General features: G+C 38.5%; 18 protein-coding genes. 9 read left to right on the top strand and 9 right to left on the bottom strand.

What is annotated here, in order from left to right:
• Positions 1–548: 548 nt before the first annotated feature.
• Entirely contained in the window at positions 549–2,303 is a 1,755-nt protein-coding gene (gene ggt, locus FPK91_RS04885) for a gamma-glutamyltransferase (protein ID WP_144208786.1), read from the bottom strand.
• Positions 2,304–2,393: 90 nt separating this feature from the next.
• Between ggt and FPK91_RS04880 the strand changes: the two genes are divergently transcribed.
• Entirely contained in the window at positions 2,394–3,581 is a 1,188-nt protein-coding gene (locus FPK91_RS04880) for a GNAT family N-acetyltransferase (protein WP_144208783.1), read from the top strand.
• A gap of 322 nt (positions 3,582–3,903) precedes the next feature.
• Complete coding sequence (locus FPK91_RS04875) at positions 3,904–4,920, top strand: GGDEF domain-containing protein (protein ID WP_158638064.1); 1,017 nt, start codon at positions 3,904–3,906, stop codon at positions 4,918–4,920.
• Between the two features lie 25 nt (positions 4,921–4,945).
• On the opposite strand, the gene FPK91_RS21250 is transcribed toward FPK91_RS04875, so the two are convergent.
• From FPK91_RS21250 to sbcB, 4 genes are all read right to left on the bottom strand, one after another.
• Positions 4,946–5,143 carry a putative quinol monooxygenase gene (locus FPK91_RS21250; protein WP_405127356.1) on the bottom strand — a complete coding sequence of 66 codons (198 nt, stop codon included), beginning with the start codon at positions 5,141–5,143 and terminating at the stop codon, positions 4,946–4,948.
• A gap of 158 nt (positions 5,144–5,301) precedes the next feature.
• Positions 5,302–5,925 (bottom strand): LysE family translocator, encoded by a 624-nt coding sequence (locus FPK91_RS04865; RefSeq protein WP_144208777.1) that lies wholly within the window; start codon positions 5,923–5,925, stop codon positions 5,302–5,304.
• A 178-nt stretch (positions 5,926–6,103) separates the two neighbouring features.
• The gene (cdd, locus tag FPK91_RS04860) at positions 6,104–6,994 is read right to left on the bottom strand and encodes a cytidine deaminase (protein ID WP_144208774.1); all 891 of its coding nucleotides are present in this window, start codon (positions 6,992–6,994) and stop codon (positions 6,104–6,106) included.
• Positions 6,995–7,069: 75 nt separating this feature from the next.
• On the bottom strand, positions 7,070–8,482 hold the full coding sequence (gene sbcB, locus FPK91_RS04855) for an exodeoxyribonuclease I (protein WP_144208771.1): 1,413 nt from the start codon (positions 8,480–8,482) through the stop codon (positions 7,070–7,072).
• Positions 8,483–8,673: 191 nt separating this feature from the next.
• Here sbcB and FPK91_RS04850 point away from each other — a divergent pair, with 191 nt between their 5' ends.
• The 3 genes from FPK91_RS04850 to FPK91_RS04840 all read left to right on the top strand — a co-directional run bounded on the left by FPK91_RS04850 (position 8,674) and on the right by FPK91_RS04840 (position 10,924).
• A complete protein-coding gene (locus tag FPK91_RS04850) occupies positions 8,674–9,516 on the top strand; it encodes a hypothetical protein (RefSeq protein WP_144208768.1) in 843 nt (280 codons plus the stop codon).
• 71 nt (positions 9,517–9,587) lie between these two features.
• Positions 9,588–10,439, top strand: coding sequence for a 23S rRNA (guanine(745)-N(1))-methyltransferase (rlmA, locus tag FPK91_RS04845; protein ID WP_144208764.1), 852 nt, complete (start codon positions 9,588–9,590; stop codon positions 10,437–10,439).
• A 278-nt stretch (positions 10,440–10,717) separates the two neighbouring features.
• Complete coding sequence (locus FPK91_RS04840; protein WP_012155714.1) at positions 10,718–10,924, top strand: cold-shock protein; 207 nt, start codon at positions 10,718–10,720, stop codon at positions 10,922–10,924.
• A gap of 370 nt (positions 10,925–11,294) precedes the next feature.
• Here FPK91_RS04840 and FPK91_RS04835 read toward each other — a convergent pair whose 3' ends face one another.
• The 4 genes from FPK91_RS04835 to FPK91_RS04820 all read right to left on the bottom strand — a co-directional run bounded on the left by FPK91_RS04835 (position 11,295) and on the right by FPK91_RS04820 (position 14,742).
• A complete protein-coding gene (locus tag FPK91_RS04835; protein WP_144208761.1) occupies positions 11,295–12,197 on the bottom strand; it encodes an ABC transporter ATP-binding protein in 903 nt (300 codons plus the stop codon).
• A complete protein-coding gene (locus tag FPK91_RS04830; protein ID WP_144208758.1) occupies positions 12,194–13,015 on the bottom strand; it encodes an ABC transporter permease in 822 nt (273 codons plus the stop codon). Before FPK91_RS04830 ends, FPK91_RS04835 begins: the two co-directional genes overlap by 4 nt.
• Before the next feature lie 162 nt (positions 13,016–13,177).
• Positions 13,178–13,831, bottom strand: coding sequence for a YceH family protein (locus tag FPK91_RS04825; RefSeq protein ID WP_144208756.1), 654 nt, complete (start codon positions 13,829–13,831; stop codon positions 13,178–13,180).
• A gap of 77 nt (positions 13,832–13,908) precedes the next feature.
• On the bottom strand, positions 13,909–14,742 hold the full coding sequence (locus tag FPK91_RS04820) for a CvfB family protein (RefSeq protein WP_144208753.1): 834 nt from the start codon (positions 14,740–14,742) through the stop codon (positions 13,909–13,911).
• Positions 14,743–15,233: 491 nt separating this feature from the next.
• On the opposite strand from FPK91_RS04820, the gene speE reads away from it, so the two are divergent.
• The 4 genes from speE to speB are packed head-to-tail and all read left to right on the top strand — an operon-like array spanning position 15,234 to position 19,999.
• Entirely contained in the window at positions 15,234–16,112 is an 879-nt protein-coding gene (speE, locus tag FPK91_RS04815; protein ID WP_144208750.1) for a polyamine aminopropyltransferase, read from the top strand.
• 28 nt (positions 16,113–16,140) lie between these two features.
• On the top strand, positions 16,141–18,054 hold the full coding sequence (gene speA, locus FPK91_RS04810) for a biosynthetic arginine decarboxylase (protein ID WP_144208747.1): 1,914 nt from the start codon (positions 16,141–16,143) through the stop codon (positions 18,052–18,054).
• Positions 18,055–18,104: 50 nt separating this feature from the next.
• Positions 18,105–19,034 (top strand): adenosylmethionine decarboxylase, encoded by a 930-nt coding sequence (locus FPK91_RS04805; protein ID WP_144208744.1) that lies wholly within the window; start codon positions 18,105–18,107, stop codon positions 19,032–19,034.
• Positions 19,035–19,063: 29 nt separating this feature from the next.
• The gene (speB, locus tag FPK91_RS04800) at positions 19,064–19,999 is read left to right on the top strand and encodes an agmatinase (protein WP_144208741.1); all 936 of its coding nucleotides are present in this window, start codon (positions 19,064–19,066) and stop codon (positions 19,997–19,999) included.
• Positions 20,000–20,111: the final 112 nt, after the last annotated feature.

The following is a 20,111-nucleotide window of genomic DNA, read 5'->3' as shown; positions in this document are numbered from 1 at the left end:
ATGCGCATAGTAATGTAAATTTTATGCTAAAAAAACATAATTTTTTAGCCTGTTGTTGTGATGAAACCATTTTTTTTGGTGTTTTATTTTAAATTCAAATATTTAACTCATTTACTAATAAATGTTTATTTCATCTTAAAAAGGTAATTTTTTAAACGAGATTTCCCATATTAAACCTGCGCCATTATAATGGTGGGTGTCAATTTTATGGCGCCACTTGATATTTCAAACTGATATGGTTGTTAATTCAATGAAATATTATGAGTTAATGTTAAAAGTATAGACATTATAAATAAATTTTGATTTAAATCTGTTCTTCTTATAACAATATTATAATAATATCGGCCATTATTTTAATAACTTAAATTAGAATTTTCGATTTTACATAAATGTCAGAAATAAGGTTTTGAGTGCGAGGTTTGGTTTGTAAGCTATATGACTTAGCAGACCAGGCTAATAATAGACTAAAAAAAGAGGGGCGGTAATTGTTAATATAAAGTGAATATGCCTAGAACATTCAGGTTGTTTTAGGCATATATCTTTAAAGGCTAATGTCCCAATGTTTCTGAACCAGCACGTCTTGGGTCTGATGCGCCAAACAATCCTTTATCTGAAATAACAATTGATTGAGTACTACCCATAGCACTGCTTGTTTTGACTTTGTGTCCTTTAGATTCCAGTAGCGTTATGGTGTCATTGTTTAAACTGGTTTCAACACCAATGTAATCTGGGAACCACTGGTGATGAATTCGTGGCGCAGCAGTGGCTTCAGCAATATTTAATTTATGGTCTATTACATTCATGATCACTTGCAATGTTGTGGTGATAATCCTTGAACCACCAGGGCTACCTGTGACTAAAAACGGTTTGCCATCTTTCATCACAATAGTGGGGCTCATTGAGCTAAGAGGGCGTTTATGGCCTTCAACAGCGTTGGCTTCTCCACCTATTAAACCATAAGCATTAGGTATTCCGGCCTTTGCTGAGAAGTCATCCATTTCGTTGTTCAACAGAATACCTGTGCCGGCAGCAACCAGTCCTGAGCCATAACTGAAATTTAATGTATAGGTATTAGATACCGCGTTACCCCATTTATCGACGACAGAGTAATGTGTAGTTTGGTTACTTTCATAAACAGATAAATCACCAGGTTTAATCTCTTCACTGGGTGTGGCTTTGTTATAAGCGATTTGTTTCGCTATTGAGTCTGCATACTTTTGGCTTATCAGTTTATCCACAGGAACTGGGTTAAAATCGGGATCGCCTAAATATTCACTTCTATCTGCATAGGCGTGTTTCATCGTTTCAGTCATTAAATGCAGCGTTTGTGCAGTATTGTGACCTAGTTTTTCAATAGGGTAGTGTTCTAATACATTGAGCATCTCAATAATGTGGATACCGCCAGAAGAGGGAGGCGGCATTGATACAATTTCATAACCACGGTATTGACCTGATACCGGTTTTCTTTCAATGACTTTGTAATTTTTTAAATCTTCCATGCTCATAATGCCACCAGCATCAGCAATAGATTTTACGATTTTTTCTGCTGTCTCGCCTTGATAAAAGCCTTTGCTGCCACCTTTAGCTATCAATGATAAAGAATGGGCTAAATCCTTTTGTACTAAGGTATCGTTAACTGAGAAACTGTCGCCATTTTGTTTATAAAAAATTTTAGCAGAGCTTGGCCACTGAGAAATACGGCGCTTCAGGCCATCGAGTGAACTGGCTAAGTCCGAATTTATCAAAATACCTTTGTCTGCAAGTGCAATAGCAGGCTTAATAACCTCACTCATACTCATGGTGCCGTATTTTGTTAACGCAAGCTCAAAGCCCATGACAGTGCCGGGCACACCAACAGCTAAACCATGTTCACGGCTTAACTTTTTAACGACATCGCCTTTTTCATTCAAGAAAATGTCTTTATGGGCTTTAGCTGGCGCAGTTTCACGATAATCAATAGCGATGGTTTTATGTTCTTTTTCTAGGTGGACTAACATGAATCCACCGCCGCCTATATTACCTGCTCGTGGGAGGGTCACTGAAAGCGCAAAGCCCACAGCCACAGCAGCATCTACGGCATTGCCACCTTGTTTAAGAATATCAACACCAATTCTAGTCGCTAATGATTCTTGGCTCGCCACCATGCCATGTTGGGCCCAAACAGGTTGTGAAGTATCAGCACGACTATAAATGGATTGTTCATTTGCTGCTTGGACTTGTATTGAGGTAAAAGAAGAGATGCCAAGCGTTAAAGCAATACTCGTTGCAATGACGATAGGTTTTAATTGTGAAAAGAAACTCATTTTCAAGCCTTTATAATATTAATCATATGTTGCAATGTGCCATAAGTATGATCTAATACACAATATGTAACAGTGTCTTTTTGAGGAAATATGTCTAATACACACACTAATGACTTGGATATAAGCTTTTATGGATCAGTGTCAGATATTACTAAGTCACAGTGGCAACGTATTTTTTCAGATCAAAACCCGTTCACTTCATATGAATACCTTAATTCGTTAGAACAGAGCCAATGTGTGTCAAAAAAATCAGGCTGGCTGCCAAAGCATATTGTGATAAAGCAACTGGATACCATCATCGCGATTATTCCCTGTTATGAGAAATCTCATTCTTGGGGGGAGTATGTTTTTGATTGGGCCTGGGCCGAAGCTTATGAAAGAAATGGGCTCGAGTATTACCCCAAGTTGGTCGCTGCGGTGCCATTCACTCCTGTAAGTGGTCAGCGAATTGGTTTTGACAATAAAATCGACACAGTGAGTAAAGAACAAATTTTAAAAGTTGTCAGTGAGTTTTTGAATGAAACTCTTAAGCTTGGATATTATTCATCATGGCACTGCTTATTTTTACCTCAAACTGATAGCGCCAATATTGCAGATGTGAGCATTGCAAGATTAGGTACGCAATTTCATTGGCATAATGATGGCTATCAACATTTTGATGATTTTTTAAACCAATTGCAGTCACGCAAACGAAAAAATATTATAAAAGAAAGAAGGGTGATTGAAGCTCACAATTTAAGTTTTAAATTTGTTGATGGTGATAAGGCAACTACTGAACAGTGGCAAGGTTTTATTGCTTGTTATCAACAAACCTATTTAAAACGCTCGGGTCATACAGGCTATTTATCTTCCGAGTTCTTTACGCAAATAGCCAGCGTTATGGGCGAGAAAATAAGATTATTGCTAGTGACTAAACCTGATGACAATGGAAATGCTAATCTCGTTGCTGCGGCATTATATTTTGTATCAGATACCCATTTATATGGTCGATATTGGGGCTGTTTGCAGGAGTTTGATGGATTACATTTTGAGACTTGTTATTACCAAGGCATCGAATATGCCATTAAACAAGGACTGAGTGTTTTTGATGCCGGCGCACAAGGCGAGCACAAAGTCGCTCGAGGGTTTATTCCCATAGAAACCTACTCTAATCACAATATTGCTCATAGCGAGTTCAATAAAGCAATTTCACATTTTTGCCAACAAGAACAACAACACATTCGACAATATATGCAGCAACTACATGATAGTTCACCTTACAAAGCTAATACAGATTAGTGCTGTTTAGCGTTAAGTTGTTTTGAAAGCTATTATGGGATTTAATATTTAACTGGTGTTTAGTGCTCAGAGTTAAGAGTTAAGAGTTAAGAGTTAAGAGTTAAGAGTTAAGAGCTAAGAGCTAAGGTCATATTGCTTTTGAATATTTTTTAGATGTCTTCATTAGCAGTAATAACGTTATGTTTATTTAGATTAAAAAATTCAAAACGTGCTAGGGTTTACAGGTCTTTAACAATTTTTATTACTCCCAATGAACTTAAAAAATATAATAAATGTGGGCACGGCGAAACAGTCTTTTTCGTCAGCAAATCGAACAAGAACAATGAATATCATCAGCCTGATTACTGTTGGTATTTCGTTATTTTATTCTCTCAATTATCTATTTTTTTTAGATAACCCTACCGTCGCTTATATCAATTTAGGTTTTACCTTTGCGTATCTATCAACCTTAGCTTTTACTGCGAACAATGCATCGAAAATGGCCAAGGTTTGGTTTTTTGTCGTGCTAATGCTGCATTTATTAGTCTGCACCAATGTTTATGTGACCAATGCCAGTGGCTTTCATTTATACTATTTTTTGGTACCAACTGGGGTGTTCTTATTGTTTGAGCTCAGAGAACGTATTGAGCAAGTCGTACTGAGTTCATTTGCCGTAGTATTATTTTTTTATTGTGAGAACACCTTAAATGATACGCCGTTAATTGTGTTATCCGATAAAATGAATAATATGATTTATCAGTCCGTTGTTTTGTTTACCATGCTAGAAGTGATTTTTGTGTTGTACATCTTTGCCAAACAAATCGATAAGAATGAAAAACAGTTAACCAAACAAGCAACCACAGATTCACTCACGAGTTTGGCTAATAGGCATTACTTCTTCTCCCGAGGTCGCCAGCTTTTTGATGATGCAAAAAAACACCAGCAACCGTTTACATTGGTATTACTCGATCTCGATTTTTTCAAAAAAATTAATGATCAATACGGACATGTTATCGGCGATAAATGCTTAGTAGAGGTAACAAATACCATCAAGAAATTATGCCGAGAAGATGATTTATGTGCACGAATTGGTGGTGAAGAGTTCGTTATAGCCATGCCAAATACATCGCTTGCTGATGGCGAGATAATGGCAGAAAGAATGCGACAACAAATAGCTGCATGTAACATTCCAATATCTAATTCTAGAGTACTCACCTGTACGGCCAGTTTTGGTATTGCAGATAAAACGCATACAGCTACAGAGCTTAAAGATTTGCTTATTCGAGCAGATAAAGCCTTATATGTAGCAAAGGAAAGTGGCAGAAACTGTGTTAAACCGTTTTTAATTAAAGCTGCATAATGCTTTTAATGCTCAACCTATAGTGTCACGATATTTGATAGTGACGAGAGACGTGTTTACTGACTACCGCCCAATTTGAATGGCTTGACCTTTGCTGGTGAAAATCAAAAGCGGCTTGATTAGAGAATGTTTCAGCCACATGAAACTGTAATGGATTTTGACTATCTTGTGTTATAGAGAAACTTAAGCAACCTGATTCCTGCTTTGTTAGTTTACTGTGTATTTCTATTGCTTGAATAACGGCTGTTAACTCGTTTTCAGGAACTAATATATAGCCTGTTAATGATACGGGTTTGATATCAACACTCCTTGTTTTCCATTTTGTATCCTACGCTTACTGTTGGCTTAAACTTTCTTGTGATTGAAACGATCATTTATGACTTATCCAAGGGCTAACCAAAACCCTACACCTACCATCAAGCTTCCAGCAATGCGATTCATCAATTTGATATTATCACCGCGTGACAAAAATAATCTTAAGCTTTTACCGCCTGTGGCATAGGCCAGCATTGAAGTGCTTTCGGTAATCATGATAATTGAAAGTAGCCAAAATAACTGTGGACCCACGGCTTTATCTACGCTGATAAAAGGTGGCAACAGCGAAATCATAAAGGCCCAACCTTTTGGATTAGCAATTGCCGTGATAAAACCTTGTGACATTAATGCGTAGTTACTGATCGATGTATCAGTTTGTTGACCTTCGATAATGGCCATTTTCCCTTTTGAACGCCACATGTTGATCCCGATATAGGCAAGGTAAGCACCGCCAATCCATTTTAATATTTCAAACATATCGGGGTAATTAAGCATGACACTGGCAACGCCCATGACTGCGGCAATAGCAACCAGAGCAACGCCCACTAACTCACCTATCATCATCCATAATGTACGTTTTACGCCAATACTCATCCCTAACGTCATGGCGAGTGTCATACACATACCAGGCGTAATAGAAACAAAAAAGAAGGTGGGTATAAAAACGGCTAGTACAGCGAAATCAGGCATGAAGATTCTATAATCAAAAAGGAAAAAACGAGTGTAAGGGTTTATAGGATTTGTGCAAATAAAATTTATTATTAGATTGATTAACTGAAGTAATGACCAATTGGTTACAGACTTAAAATAGCATTTAAACTGTACCCAATTGGTGGCTTGCTTTGTTTATTGTATTGTCGTTCGCTTATTAACTCGGGTCGACGAAAATATGTTCAAGCTCAACAGCGCTAACAGCCTGTAATGTATCCATGGTCGCATTAGCTAAGCTAATTTTACCTGCTGAGGATTCTATAAGCACTGCGCGGTTAATATCACTGTAATCTCTATTATGACGAATTAGATTCGACAGTGCCATTTGCATTGGCATCATTGAAGGATTGAATGCCGCGTTTTCTGCATAGCGTCCGCAATAGGTATGACCATCTTTGGTTTCTAAAACCACTGAAGCTAAGTTGCTTGTATATGGCGCATAGCTAAGTCCTGCTTGATCAACTGCTTCAATTATCATTGGGTCATCTGAATTTAACGAAAACTCAATGTTACTTTTTGATAATAATGGTTTTGTGACTTGTAAATCAGCTGGACCAAATGCATAAGGTAAATAATGGGCTAACAGTTGAGGCTGTTGTCCTGGTAAATGGATGTTGATATTGATGCCATTGACGAGCTCATTCATGAATTGGCGACAATGGCCACAGGGGCTAAAGTTGACAATAATGTCTACAATCTTTTGTTCGCCGTTAAGCCAAGCATGGCTTATAGCACTTTGTTCTGCATGCACTGTATGGAATAACGCTTCTGACGACAGCTCGAAATTAGCGCCCATATATATGTCGCCACTTTCTCCTTTTGCAATAGCACCAACATAAAATTCGCTAATACTGGGTTTAGCCAGTGCTGCGGCTATAGGCAGTATGCTGAGTAATAACTTATCTTCCGGCATACCTGAGATATTAACGAGTTCAGCTAGCTGACTCGCATCGATATGACCACAAAACTCTTCATTGAGCAGTGGGATTAATGCAGTCGCAAGCGGCTTTGGTAGCTCTGATAAGCTATCGATAAAGCGATTTTGCATGACCAATTCCTTTTAAAGTATGTTTAAACGCTAAAATTGTTGCTGTTATAGTGGTTTGTTATAGAAGGTTAACCTCTATAGTGACTGTAAATACATACACAACGCTTTTAGCAATTTTTGCTTATGCTCATTCTCACTGGTTTCTTCCAATAAGTTTTCGAGGTTAATCACATAATCGGCATCAGAAAGACGTTCTTGGCAAAACTCTCGCCACTTTAATGACTCATCATGACTTAACGTCTCTGGATAATTTCGTCCACGGTAGCGAAAAAGCATTTTTTCTAAGCGGGGGTCATCAAAGTCTAAATTAAGCGCTGCTAAATTACTGGCCTGAGTGTTGCGGATCATTTCCATTTTTGCTTTATCTGCACGACTAAAGAAGCCGCCGCTATAAAGCATCAAATCAGGATCGGTTGCTTCTGGGTGATTGTTAATTTCAAACACCGCCTGCATTTTTTCTCTTAGTTCAGGATGTTGCTTGAACAGTTTGTATTGATCACGAGCAAATGACACATCAAATTCATGCCTCGCAGCGACGTCTTCTGTTAATAGCTTGGGGGTGCCGATAAATGGGCATTTATTCAAATGTATTTGCTTTAACGGAATCGGCAATTCATCTGGGGCTAAATCTGCTCGAGAGGTATACATTCGCTGCACTATATCTTCAACAGAAAGTTCAATGAGTGGTGAAATATCCATTGCTAGATTAATACATAGCATTGAATTTTTGTTGGTTGGGTGAGGAGCCACTGGTGCTATTAAGGTCACACAACCTTTTGCCGCACTAATTTTAGAACTGACATGCACTAAAGGTTGCATGAAGTCGCCTTGAATTAACTCTGCAACCTTATTTTTATTTCGAAGATTGAAGTAGTAGTCATATAGCTTAGGTTGTTTCTCTTTGATCAATTTGGCAATGGCAATGGTTGCGTAAACATCACTCATAGCATCATGAGCTTGTTCGTGGCTGAGCCCATTGGCTTTAGTGAGTAGCTCTAGTTTAAAACTTGGCGAGCCATCTTCTTTTAAAGGCCAATTAATCCCTTCAGGTCTAAATGCGTAACACGCTCGGACTAAATCGATAATATCCCAGCGAGTATTACCATTTTGCCATTCACGGGCATAAGGGTCGATAAAGTTGCGATAAAAGCCATAACGACTGACTTCATCATCAAATCTTAATGAGTTGTAACCGACAACACAGGTATTAGGCTGGCTAAATATATCATTGATACGGCCCATGAACTCGGTTTCAACCATGCCTTTTAAATTAGCAAGCTGTGGCGTAATCCCTGTTACAAGAATGGCCTCAGGTGCTGGAAGATAATCAGTTGCTTGCTTGCAATAGAAGTTTTCAGGCTCACCGATGATATTTAAATCTAAATCGGTTCGGATACCTGCAAACTGAGAAGGGCGGTCTTTTGCTGGGCTAACCCCGAAAGTCTCATAATCGTGCCAGAAAAGAGTAGGTTGTGAAACACTTGCCATAATTCAGTATTGTCCTATATCTCGTATGCCATCATCTTAGCACTGTTAATTACGAATGTTTACTGACTGAAAATTGATTGTATGATTTTTAGCATACAGTGTTTCATTTTAAAAGTAATAACCGTAGAGATAAGACAGTGACGTTAGAGCAATTGCTAGTTACAATTCAAAAAGATGTGAGGAGAATATTAATGTATAACCATTTACTGAGTCAGCCAATTAAATACGAAGTTAATCAACAGCAAACTTTGTATATAAACTTGCCTGATGGTGTCAGTGATTTTGCTATTTTACCTGCATTAAGTCAGCCGATTGCTGAGTTTGTTGTCAATGAGCTGATATTTGATCAATCGAATAAACTCATAAAAGCCTATTTCATTTTGACCTGTCAGCCATTGTTTGTTGTTTCTGTTGTTGATAAACGCGATAAGCAAGAACCAAACCCATCACTTTCTTTAGACCCCCGACAGTTAAAACGTAGTTTAGGTCAGGGCTTTCGACTTTATACGCGTACAGGATTAGCGCCTAAGTTTTCAGCAGCAATGTTAAGACAAGGCGTCTCGTTGGATTTTTTATTTGATGACAATTTTTCGATCGTTCTGAGTGAGCAGGTATGTGAAGCAATCCAATTAGAAAATGATTTTAGATTAAATCAAGAGCCTAAAGAGTTAATGATGGCAAAAGCGATTCTTGCTAGAAATTTTGATTATCAAGACTCTCCCGCGATTATTGCCATAAACATCAGTGAAATTGAACTGGTTCGAGCTGATATTTCAAGTTACTTATCAGAAGATATTAATAAGGTGCATGCTGTTATTGCGGCGCAATTATTAAAGTTAGACAATTTGCTTAATCATAAACAGCAGTGGCTATTGAGAACGTATAGTCAATCACAACAACGCACTAACTACGCTAGTGCGGCTAATGAGTTAACAAAAGATGTGGAAGACTTACAACGTAAACTAGAATGCTTTAGTTTACTCGCCCCCGCTGATGTTAGTTTAATGGTAGATAAGCTGACTGAAGATAATTAATGTTATAATGCCTTTCTAGCAATCCTTGTTGTTAAAACACCTTTCAATTTCAATCTCTGTAGAGTTAATTCATGCAATATATATGTCCTATTTGCCAAACCTCATTATCGTTAAATAACAAGTCATGGCATTGTCAAAATCGTCACCAGTTTGATTGCGCTAAAGAAGGCTATGTAAACCTGTTACCAGTGCAGAAGAAGAACTCAAAAGATCCTGGTGATAATAAAGAGATGATGTTGGCAAGGCGAGAGTTTTTAAATCAAGGCTATTATCAAAAACTCAGTGACAAGGTCAATGAGCTCGCAGTGCAGTTTGCACCACAAAGTAAACGAGTATTGGATATAGGATGCGGAGAAGGCTACTACAGTAATAGGCTCCACAGTGCATTAAACCTACAAGAAGTTGATGCAGAGGCGACATTGGATCAACTTGAATTAACCCAATGCCACTTACAAGGGCTAGATATATCAAAGTCAGCCATAAAGTATGCCTCTAAACGTTACCCCCAAATGGACTTTTGTGTTGCAAGTGCTTACGAAATGCCTTTTAGTGATTCAGCATTTGATCTAGCGATTCGAATTTACGCCCCTTCCAAGGTTGAAGAATTGCAGCGAGTATTAAAAGAGGGTGGTGTATTAATAACGGTGTCGCCTGGCCCGATGCACCATTTTGCGATGAAACAGATTATTTACAGTGAACCAAAGCCTCATGATGAGCCCAAAGCAGATATTGAAGGCTTTACTTGCTTGCATCATGAGCGATTGGAATATCAACTAACGCTATCTAATCCTACAGATATTGATAACTTTTTGAATATGACACCCTATGCTTGGAAATTAACCAATGAACAAAAATCACAAATTTCGAATCAAGGACTTAGCTGCGAGTTAGACTTTAGTATTGAAATTCATATTCGTAATTGATTTGTCATGTAAAGCTGCTATTTTACTTTTTGAATCTGATGTTTAGTTGTGCAATTTGTTAGTCCGAACACTAAATATTTTCGGGGTTTTACTAAATCAATTTATCTAGCGATTTAGTTGACATACCTGTAAAAAGGTTCATAATCTATCGGGCTTGAAGGTTGGGCTTAGTTTATGTGTTTCAATACGACCAGTTTCGTCCTGTGAACATAAGTAAAACCGGCATTTTCAGCTCTACTGCCGTTAAGGCTTTAATTTATATATACAGGATTTATATCATGTCTCAAGTTACTGGTGTTGTTAAGTGGTTCAACTCTGATAAAGGTTTCGGATTTATCGAGCAAGAGTCTGGTCCAGACGTATTCGTTCACTTCCGTGCTATCAACTCAGATGGTTTCAAGACTCTTGACGAAGGTCAAAAAGTACAGTTCACTGTTACTCAAGGACAAAAAGGTCCTCAAGCTGAGAACGTTACTGTAGTTTAATTATTCCTAGCCTCGGCTAGTATAATTAATAAAGCTGTAGTCTTTGACTGCAGTTTTTTTTTGCCTTTTTTTACCTTTCTTGCTAAATATCATATCAAATTCTTTAATATACCTTACGACTCTCTTTGCTTTAACGCAGCTTAAGGACAAGCTATTGTCTTCATACTTTTGAACTTAATGACAATTCATTCCACCGAGTTATAATCCCACTTTAGTCAGAATATTCGTAAATTATTAGTCTTTAATTGGTGTGTTTTTGAAAAGAAAAACCTGATTGAGATCACAAATATCACACCTAAAAAGAAGATTATGGGCAAAAGAAAACCCAACCAAAAGGCTGGGTTAATTTAGGCATATATCTAATATTTAACTATTTAGAAAATAACGTCTCTTCAAGGCTTCTGCCTTTCATCATTGCTTTATATTGCCAACCTTGTTCAGCAAACAAATCCAATAGTGATAACTCAAGACTAAAGCTGGTGTCTAAATGATGCTCGATAATGATTTGCTCATCATTATTGATTTTCACATTCAGAATTTTAGGCAGTAATCGAACTTTTTCGCTTAGCAGATCCATATTAGCTTGTTGCATTGTTAGGGTTAAAAATGCCGTTTCAGCATCGGCTTTCATTGATACAGATTGCTGTAATTGACCGTTTTCTAAGTAAACGACTTGATCACACAGCTTCTCAAGTTCTTCTAGATTATGGGAGCTAATAACAAACGTAGTATCCACCGATAGGTCTTTAACGATTTGACGGATAACCTTGGCATTGACAGGGTCGAGACCTGCCGTTGGTTCGTCAAGTAATACTAACTTAGGTGAGCCTATAAGCGCTTGCGCGATTGATACTCGCTTGCTCATACCGTGACTTAAGCTTTTAGGTAACATTTGAGCAGAGCTAGTTAAATCAACTAATTCAAGCACCCTCAACGCTTCTTGTTTAGCTTTCTTGGCAGACATGCCCTGTAACTTACCAAAAAAGGTCAGTTGCGACACAATTGAAAAGTCAGGATCTAAAGCGGCATCTTGTGGCAATGCTGACACGATATTTTGTAACTTAGCACTTCCTGGTTTTTCACCGAAAATTTTAACTTCGCCGTTACTTGGATGAATGAAGCCACAAAGTAGACTGAAAAGTGTTGTTTTGCCGGCACCGTTAGGGCCGACAAGAGCTATGGGGGCGCCAGCATCAAGTGATAGATTGATATCAGATAGCGCAGCTTTACTACCATATTTTTTCGAAATATTGGTACAAGTAATTATCTTCATAGTGCACTCCTTTGCATATACATACGACCAAAGAAAAGAATGACTAAGGTTTGAATAATTGGGATTGGTGCGTATACCAGAGAGTTAAATCCTTGTGTATCGATCATCAATGATAATTGAGATCCAGGAAGAACCCAGCTAATGAATGAAATAGACGGTAATTGAGTCGTAATGATGGCAATGGCAATACCACTTAATAACCATAAAATCACAGCATAAATGCTCGCCATTCTGGCTGAGTTAGCATACAAGGAGAGTATCGCCATGACTGCGGTATAAGGCAGTAAAATGATAGTGATACTGATAAATATGGCAATTCCGCTAATTAGTGCTTCACCAAATAAGCTGGCATCACGGGTGATTACCATCAACATTGTGGCTAAAACTGTCAGTAACAATAAACTGGCTTGGATAAACATTTGACCTAAGAAACGGCCGAAAAAAATGCTGTCTCTACTCACGCGAAGGCTTAAAAACCTAAATGAGCCACGTTGCTTATCTGAGCTGAATTGATCGGCGGTGATAAAAATGCAGAAGAAAGGGAATAGATATAAAGCAACGCCCCAAAATACCGCAAATTCAGGTTCTACTTGATCTAATGTTGTTAGTCCTAAAACCTGTTGAGCAAAATCTTTAGCTGCGGGTTCCAGTAAGTAAGTTGAGGCACCGTGGACGGGATACAATAGAATAACGGCCCACACCAACGAAAAAGCGACCAATGCAGCGATTCCTTTGGTGTTGGTAAAACGTTTACTGACCTCGTAAGCCGAAATTAACCATAGTTGGCGAATTGCGGAGGGTCTCTGCGATGAATCCATTTCGTTTCAATCCTTTAAAATACAATAATATATTGAGCTATCATACGGGATAGTTCTGCGTTGCTAGATTAATTTTTGTTAAACTAATGTTATCTAGCGAGTGTTAATATGGCTAAGGCTTAATATTGATTAGTTTCAATATTGATCAGTTCTAATATTGTCTTAGTCTAACAATTGCTCTAATTCTTCAAGGCGTTTAGTTAAATCACTGATTTGATTTTCAAGAACGTCAACTCTGGTTATCAACGCTTGTTTATCTGAGTTCGGCGCAGCAACACTGGCTTCAAACTGAGTGCTACCTTGCTCAAGGTATTTCTTATCAGAAAATAGTTGTGCGTAACGATTGTCACGGCGACCAGCTTCACGGGGGAGTTGCACTACTAATGGCTCTTCACGGCTTGCAAGCGCCTGTAAAGCTGATTCAACTTGCTGAGGTGTTTCAAAAGTATGGAGTCGATTACAACGAGTTTTAAGCTCTCCCGGTGTTTGCGGTCCCCGCAGCATCATTACGATAATAATGGCTAATTGCTCACTACTTAACTGCAAATCACTAAATTCGGTATTACAAAAGCGGTGCTTGTACTTGGCGACTCGACTACCAAAGCCTGATTGCTCACTGATAAGCCGATTTTTGATTAGTTCATCAATGATCTGCTGCACTTCAGACTCAGTCATGCTCATGACAGGTTCACGGCTACTTTTTTGATTGCAGGCAAGGGTTAAAGAATTGGCTGAAAGAGGGTATTGCTCAGGGGTAGTAATTTCTTTTTCTAATAAACAGCCTATGACTCGGGCTTCTTGATTATTAAGTTCCATAAATTATTCCAAATAAAAAGCATGGTTTGTTATAACAGAACCATGCTTTTTATCAAATAATTCAGTAGAACCGCGTATTATTTCAACAGTTTTATGCCATCTGGTTCAATACTGATTTGTTCAGCTTTGAATAAACCACCAATGCTGCGCTTAAATGCTTTTTTACTCATAGCAAGTTGGTCATAAATAATCGCAGAATCAGTTTTATCATTTAACGGTAAAAAACCACCAGAGCGATGCAGTTTGTTGATAATGGTTTCAGCATTCTTATCAAAACTTTGTTGGCTGTCTTTTTGTAGGATTAAATCAACTTTGCCATCTTCACGGACAAGCTTGATGAAACCTTTGATTGATTGGCCAAAGCTTAGACGTTGGAATACTTCATTTTGATAAAGTACGCCCCAATGAGCATGATTGATAATGGCTTTGAAGCCTAAATCAGTTGAGCCACCGATGATCAAGTCAACTTCTTCACCCACTTTATATTCAGCTGGTGTTTTGTCTAAAAATTTGTCAACTTTTGCTGATGCCATGATGCGTTCATCTGCTTTGTTGGCATGAACATAGACAAGGTATGATTTACCTTCTTCAATGTGTCTATGTTGCTCACCAAAAGGCAGTAACAAATCTTTATCTAAGCCCCAATCTAAAAATGCACCGAAAGGACCCGTTGCAATGGCTTCTAAATACGCAAAGTCACCGACTTCAGCATAAGGTGTTTGTGTGGTTGCAATAACAATATCTTCAGAATCGAGATACAGAAAAACATCAACCATGTCGCCGACTTGGCAGCCTTTAGGGGCAAACTTGTTTGGTAGTAGAACTTGCCCAAGTTCTTCAGCATTGAGGTAAACGCCGAAATTAACTTGCTTAACGACTTCTAGGGAGTAACTTTTTCCGATCTGTATCATTTGCGACTCTGATTAACTAAGGTTATGAGAAAACAGCATGATTATATACGCAAACATGGAACTTGTAACTTGGGTTTATTAACAAACTGCCTTAACGGCTTATCCGGACTGCAAAAAGGTTAATTTTGTTGATTTTTGAAGAGATAAAAATATTTTGGAAGTGGCTGTTAATTAACAAAATAAACATCTTCAATTTGATGTACTAAAATAATGAATGAATTTTATAAGAAAATTGATTTTTCTTGCTTGCATTTAGACAGTTAGCAGGTTTTAATTGCGCCGCTTTTTTATTTGTACTTTTAGAGTCCATATGGGCTTGACTATGTGAATTGTTAAGTTGCGTCTGTTACCTATCAAAGCTAGGTTCTATACTTAATTTTTTACTATTAACTGAGTCGATTTGATAACAATCATTATCAAAAGCTAAACTCATTTTGATCACTTATATCTACGTTGAGATATTGCATAATGCCAACGTTGGGCTTTATACCATGTTAAACAAATCGAATATTTACTACGAAACACTCCATGACGGTTATGGCCAATACTTTGAAGTTGAACAGGTTTTGTTTGAACAAAAAACTGAGCAATGGCATTTAAGTATTTTTGAAAATAACACTTTCGGTAGAGTGATGGCGTTGAATGGCGCAATTCAAACAACTGAAAAAGATGAATTTGTTTATCATGAAATGATGACTCATGTACCTATCATTGCCCATGGTCATGCCAAGAGAGTATTGATCATTGGTGGTGGTGACGGTGGAATGCTTAGACAAGTGCTAAAGCATGAAGCAATTGAGCAGGTTACTATGGTTGAAATCGATGCTAATGTGGTCGAAATGTGCAAAACCTATTTTCCGCAACATTCTCAAGGCGCTTTTGACGACAGCAGAGTTAACCTTGTAATAGATGATGGCATGCACTTTATTGAACAATGCCAACAACAATTTGATGTGATTATTTCAGATTGTACCGACCCAGTAGGGCCTGGTGAAGTGTTGTTTAGCTCAGCCTTTTATGAAAACTGTAAGCGCTGTTTAACTGAAAAGGGCATTTTTGTTGCACAAAACGGCGTGGCTTTTTTACAACCAGAAGAGTTGCAAGACACTGTCCGCCGAATGAGTCCTTATGTGAAAGACTGCTGGTTTTATAATGCAGCGGTTCCGACTTATATTGGTGGCACAATGGCATTTGCTTGGGCAACAGACGATATGTCCGCTCGTCAGCAAGCGTTACAGACACTAACACAACGTTTTGAGATGGCTAACATTAATACTCGCTATTATACGCCAGCTTTACATATGGCAAGTTTTGCATTGCCAGCTTTTATTGAACATGCAGTTAAAAATGCTCAATCAGTCACTGCATAATTTGCTTGATATAGACGGAATGAAGAATATGAAAGATTGGTCTATCGAAAACGCACGCGCAAGCTATAACGTTACTCATTGGAGTCAGCAGTACTTTGGTATCTCTGATGAAGGTGAAGTCACCGTTACGCCTGATCCATCAAAAAAAGATTGTACGATTGGGTTAAATGAACTGGCGAAAGATATGGTTAAAGCTGGTGTGTCTTTACCTGTACTGGTGCGTTTTCCTCAAATTTTGCATCGTCGTGTTGAAAATTTATGTGATGCATTTAATGCTGCTATTCAAAAATATGAATACCAGAATGATTACTTGCTAGTTTACCCAATTAAAGTGAACCAACAACAAACGGTTGTAGAAGAAATTCTTGCCAGTCAAAAATCAAAAGAAGTGCCACAGTTAGGACTTGAAGCAGGTAGTAAGCCTGAACTAATGGCTGTATTGGCGATGGCGCAAAAAGCCAGTTCAGTGATTGTTTGTAATGGTTATAAAGATAAAGAATATGTTCGTTTAGCACTCATTGGTGAGAAGTTAGGCCATAAAGTTTATATCGTTATTGAGAAATATTCTGAGCTCAAACTCATTCTTGATGAATCTAAAAAATTAGGCGTGACACCGCGCTTAGGTCTGCGGACTCGTCTTGCTTTTCAGGGCAAAGGTAAGTGGCAGGCTAGTGGTGGTGAAAAATCAAAATTTGGTTTATCTGCTGCGCAAGTGCTTAAAGTATTGAATGAATTAAAACGTGTCGAGATGCTTGAGTCCTTGCAGCTACTTCATTTTCACCTAGGTTCTCAAATTGCCAATATTCGAGACATACGACAAGGCGTGAGTGAAGCTGCACGTTTTTATTGCGAACTCCGTGAAATGGGCGCCTTGATTGATACCTTTGATGTTGGTGGTGGATTAGCTGTTGATTACGATGGGACTCGTAGCCAAAGCAACAACTCAATGAATTACGGTTTAACTGAGTACGCGAACAATATCGTCAATGTACTTACTGATGTGTGTAATGAATACGAGCAGCCAATGCCGCGTATCATTTCTGAGTCAGGTCGTCATTTAACTGCGCATCATGCTGTATTGATTACCGATGTTATTGGCACCGAGTCATATCATCCGGAAGTGATTCATCCGCCAGAAGAAAGTGCACCGCAGTTATTACATAACATGTGGATGTCTTGGACGGATATGAGTGAGCGTCCAGATAGCCGAGCGATTATTGAGATATACCATGATACTCAGAGTGATATTGCTGAAGCTCACTCATTATTTTCAATGGGTCAACTCAGCTTAATACAACGAGCCTGGGCTGAACAAACAAACTTACGTGTATGTCATGCGCTTAAAAGCTTATTGAGTAACAATAACCGTTTTCATCGTCCAATTATTGATGAGTTAAATGAAAAGTTAGCAGATAAATTCTTTGTTAATTTCTCATTATTCCAATCAATTCCGGATGCTTGGGGGATTGATCAGGTATTCCCGATATTGCCTTTAAGTGGTTTAGATAAACCGCCAGAAAGACGTGCAGTTATGTTGGATATTACTTGTGATTCTGATGGTATTGTCGATCAATATGTTGATGGACAAGGTATTGAAACGACATTGCCAGTACCCGCTTGGACTCCAGAAAGCCCTTATTTAATCGGCTTTTTCATGGTCGGTGCTTATCAAGAAATTTTAGGGGATATGCATAATTTATTCGGTGACACTAACTCTGCTGTTGTACGTGTAGAGGAATATGGTATACCCAATATTGAGTCAGTATTAGCAGGTGATACCGTTGCTGATGTTCTTCGATATGTGAATCTGGATGCGGTTGTATTCATGAGAACTTATGAAGAGTTAGTCAATCAGCATATTCCTGAAGATGAAAGAGCATCTATCTTGGAAGAGCTACAGTTAGGTCTAAAAGGTTATACTTATTTAGAAGATTTCTCGTAAGAGTCTGTTAGCAGAGCGGTTAATCCGCTCTGTTGTTTTAGGTTTAAATTATGTTTTTTGAAGGTTCAGAAAAGAAAATTGAAGTCATTATTGCTGACTCCAATATTAAGTTACGAGAATTTGGCCAACCGTTTTGGGCTGGGATTGTTGCATGTGCTAATGCTGAAATTTTATCGTCAGTCAGTAATGAGTATTGTGATGCCTACTTACTCAGTGAATCTAGCTTGTTTGTTTGGGATGATCGTTTTGTCATGTTGACCTGTGGCACAACGACACTTGCAGACGCAGTGATGTCATTTATTGAGCATGTAGGCGAGCAAGCGATTGCTTTTGCGAGTTATCAACGTAAAAACGAGTATTTGTCTCACTTACAATCAAGTTCATTTAAAGAAGATTTAATTAAAATTCGTCAAACTGTTACTGGTAATGCTTATCGAATTGGCCATTTAGATTCTCATCACCACTATATGTTCAGCACGAAGAAGCCCTTTATTGCGCCAGCTTCAGATGTCACCAATGAGTTATTGATGTATCACATCAATGGCGAAGCAGCAGATTATTTGCGCGGTGTTAATCAATCTGCGCAAGGTATTCGTGATTTACTTGAGTTGTCAGTGTTATTCCCTGATTTCATCATTGATGACTTTTTATTCGAGCCTTTTGGTTACTCAATAAATGGCATTAAAGATGAGTCATATTTTACGATTCATATCACGCCTCAAGAAAAAAGCTCTTATGTCAGCTTCGAAACGAATGTCAATCTAGCTGAATACCCCGTCGATATTTATGCCAGATTATTGAGTATTCTAAATCCGGGGAGTTGGGACGTTATAGGGTTTAATTCCCCAAGAAATAACAAAGGTTTCCCTGAGCATTTATGTTTAGGCAGTTGTTCATTAGCCACTGAGCAAGGCTACACCATTGAATTTAGTCATTATCAGCAACTTTGTCATGAAGTACTGATCCCAGAATATTTGTAGTTATTGGCTTAAGCCATTACGGAGATTTTATGAGCACTTTTGCTGAAAAAGCAGATTACTCTTTGTATTCAAATGCATTTGGCTATTTACGCCAACCATTAGATTTCAGACCAACAGAAACGGATGCTGATGTCGTTGTAATCGGTTTGCCATTTGATATGGCAACAACAGGTCGCTCTGGCGGTCGTATGGGACCTGAAGCAATTCGCCGCGCGTCAGTGAACCTTGCGTGGGAAGAAACTCGCTGGCCTTGGGATTTCAGTTTAAGTGAAACCATTAAAATCGTCGATGCAGGCGATTTAGTATTCGACTGTGGTGATCAAGAAGATTTCACAACTCGTTTAGAAGCCTTTGCTACTCGTATACTCGATGCTGATAAAGCATTGCTCAGTTTTGGCGGCGATCATTTCGTTACACTGCCACTACTGCGCGCACATTATAAAAAGTACGGCAAAATGGCTTTATTGCATTTTGATGCACACACGGACACATACAGCCAAGGCAGCAAGTACGATCACGGCACCATGTTTTACCATGCGCCGAATGAAGGCCTAATCGCGCCAGAAAATTCAATTCAAATCGGGATCAGAACTGAATTTAATACTGCTGAACACCTGTTTAAAGTGATTGATGCCGCTAAAGCTAATGATTTAACTGCAGATCAAATAGTAGAACAAATCAAAGACAGAGTGGGCGATATGCCGCTTTATGTCACTTTTGATATTGACTGCCTAGATCCTGCTTATGCACCTGGTACAGGTACGCCAGTTTGTGGTGGCTTAACCAGTGACAAAGCTATGAAAATTATTCGCGGTTTACGCGGTATGAACATCGTTGGGATGGATGTGGTTGAAGTCGCACCAGCATACGACTCAGCAGATATTACCGCATTAGCTGGAGCAACCTTAGGACTTGAACTATTACATGTCTGGGCTGACGGTAAAGGGCTCGTGACTAAAGTTTAGTGGCTAATGTCTAAGCGCCAGTGTCTAGGTCTAATGTTTAAAGTCTAGATAACGGTAAGCTCGATAATTTAAAAACCAACGCTATTGTTGGTTTTTTTATGACAGTAAATAA

Origin of the sequence: Shewanella donghaensis (assembly GCF_007567505.1) — a bacterium.
In the GTDB taxonomy this organism is placed as follows: Bacteria; Pseudomonadota; Gammaproteobacteria; order Enterobacterales; family Shewanellaceae; genus Shewanella; species Shewanella donghaensis.
Note: the sequence above shows the minus strand (reverse complement) of the source record. Positions and strands in the feature narration are given on the sequence as shown.

Coding starts and splice junctions, on each gene's coding strand:
- FPK91_RS04875 (WP_158638064.1), top strand. CDS start 3,904: ATGAATATCATCAGCCTGATTACTGTTGGTATTTCGTTATTTTATTCT.
- speE (WP_144208750.1), top strand. CDS start 15,234: ATGTTAAACAAATCGAATATTTACTACGAAACACTCCATGACGGTTAT.
- speA (WP_144208747.1), top strand. CDS start 16,141: ATGAAAGATTGGTCTATCGAAAACGCACGCGCAAGCTATAACGTTACT.
- FPK91_RS04865 (WP_144208777.1), bottom strand. CDS start 5,925: ATGCCTGATTTCGCTGTACTAGCCGTTTTTATACCCACCTTCTTTTTT.
- FPK91_RS04805 (WP_144208744.1), top strand. CDS start 18,105: ATGTTTTTTGAAGGTTCAGAAAAGAAAATTGAAGTCATTATTGCTGAC.
- FPK91_RS04825 (WP_144208756.1), bottom strand. CDS start 13,831: ATGGAACTTAATAATCAAGAAGCCCGAGTCATAGGCTGTTTATTAGAA.
- FPK91_RS04835 (WP_144208761.1), bottom strand. CDS start 12,197: ATGAAGATAATTACTTGTACCAATATTTCGAAAAAATATGGTAGTAAA.
- cdd (WP_144208774.1), bottom strand. CDS start 6,994: ATGCAAAATCGCTTTATCGATAGCTTATCAGAGCTACCAAAGCCGCTT.
- FPK91_RS04850 (WP_144208768.1), top strand. CDS start 8,674: ATGTATAACCATTTACTGAGTCAGCCAATTAAATACGAAGTTAATCAA.
- FPK91_RS04880 (WP_144208783.1), top strand. CDS start 2,394: ATGTCTAATACACACACTAATGACTTGGATATAAGCTTTTATGGATCA.
- FPK91_RS04830 (WP_144208758.1), bottom strand. CDS start 13,015: ATGGATTCATCGCAGAGACCCTCCGCAATTCGCCAACTATGGTTAATT.
- rlmA (WP_144208764.1), top strand. CDS start 9,588: ATGCAATATATATGTCCTATTTGCCAAACCTCATTATCGTTAAATAAC.
- ggt (WP_144208786.1), bottom strand. CDS start 2,303: ATGAGTTTCTTTTCACAATTAAAACCTATCGTCATTGCAACGAGTATT.
- speB (WP_144208741.1), top strand. CDS start 19,064: ATGAGCACTTTTGCTGAAAAAGCAGATTACTCTTTGTATTCAAATGCA.
- FPK91_RS04820 (WP_144208753.1), bottom strand. CDS start 14,742: ATGATACAGATCGGAAAAAGTTACTCCCTAGAAGTCGTTAAGCAAGTT.
- FPK91_RS04840 (WP_012155714.1), top strand. CDS start 10,718: ATGTCTCAAGTTACTGGTGTTGTTAAGTGGTTCAACTCTGATAAAGGT.
- sbcB (WP_144208771.1), bottom strand. CDS start 8,482: ATGGCAAGTGTTTCACAACCTACTCTTTTCTGGCACGATTATGAGACT.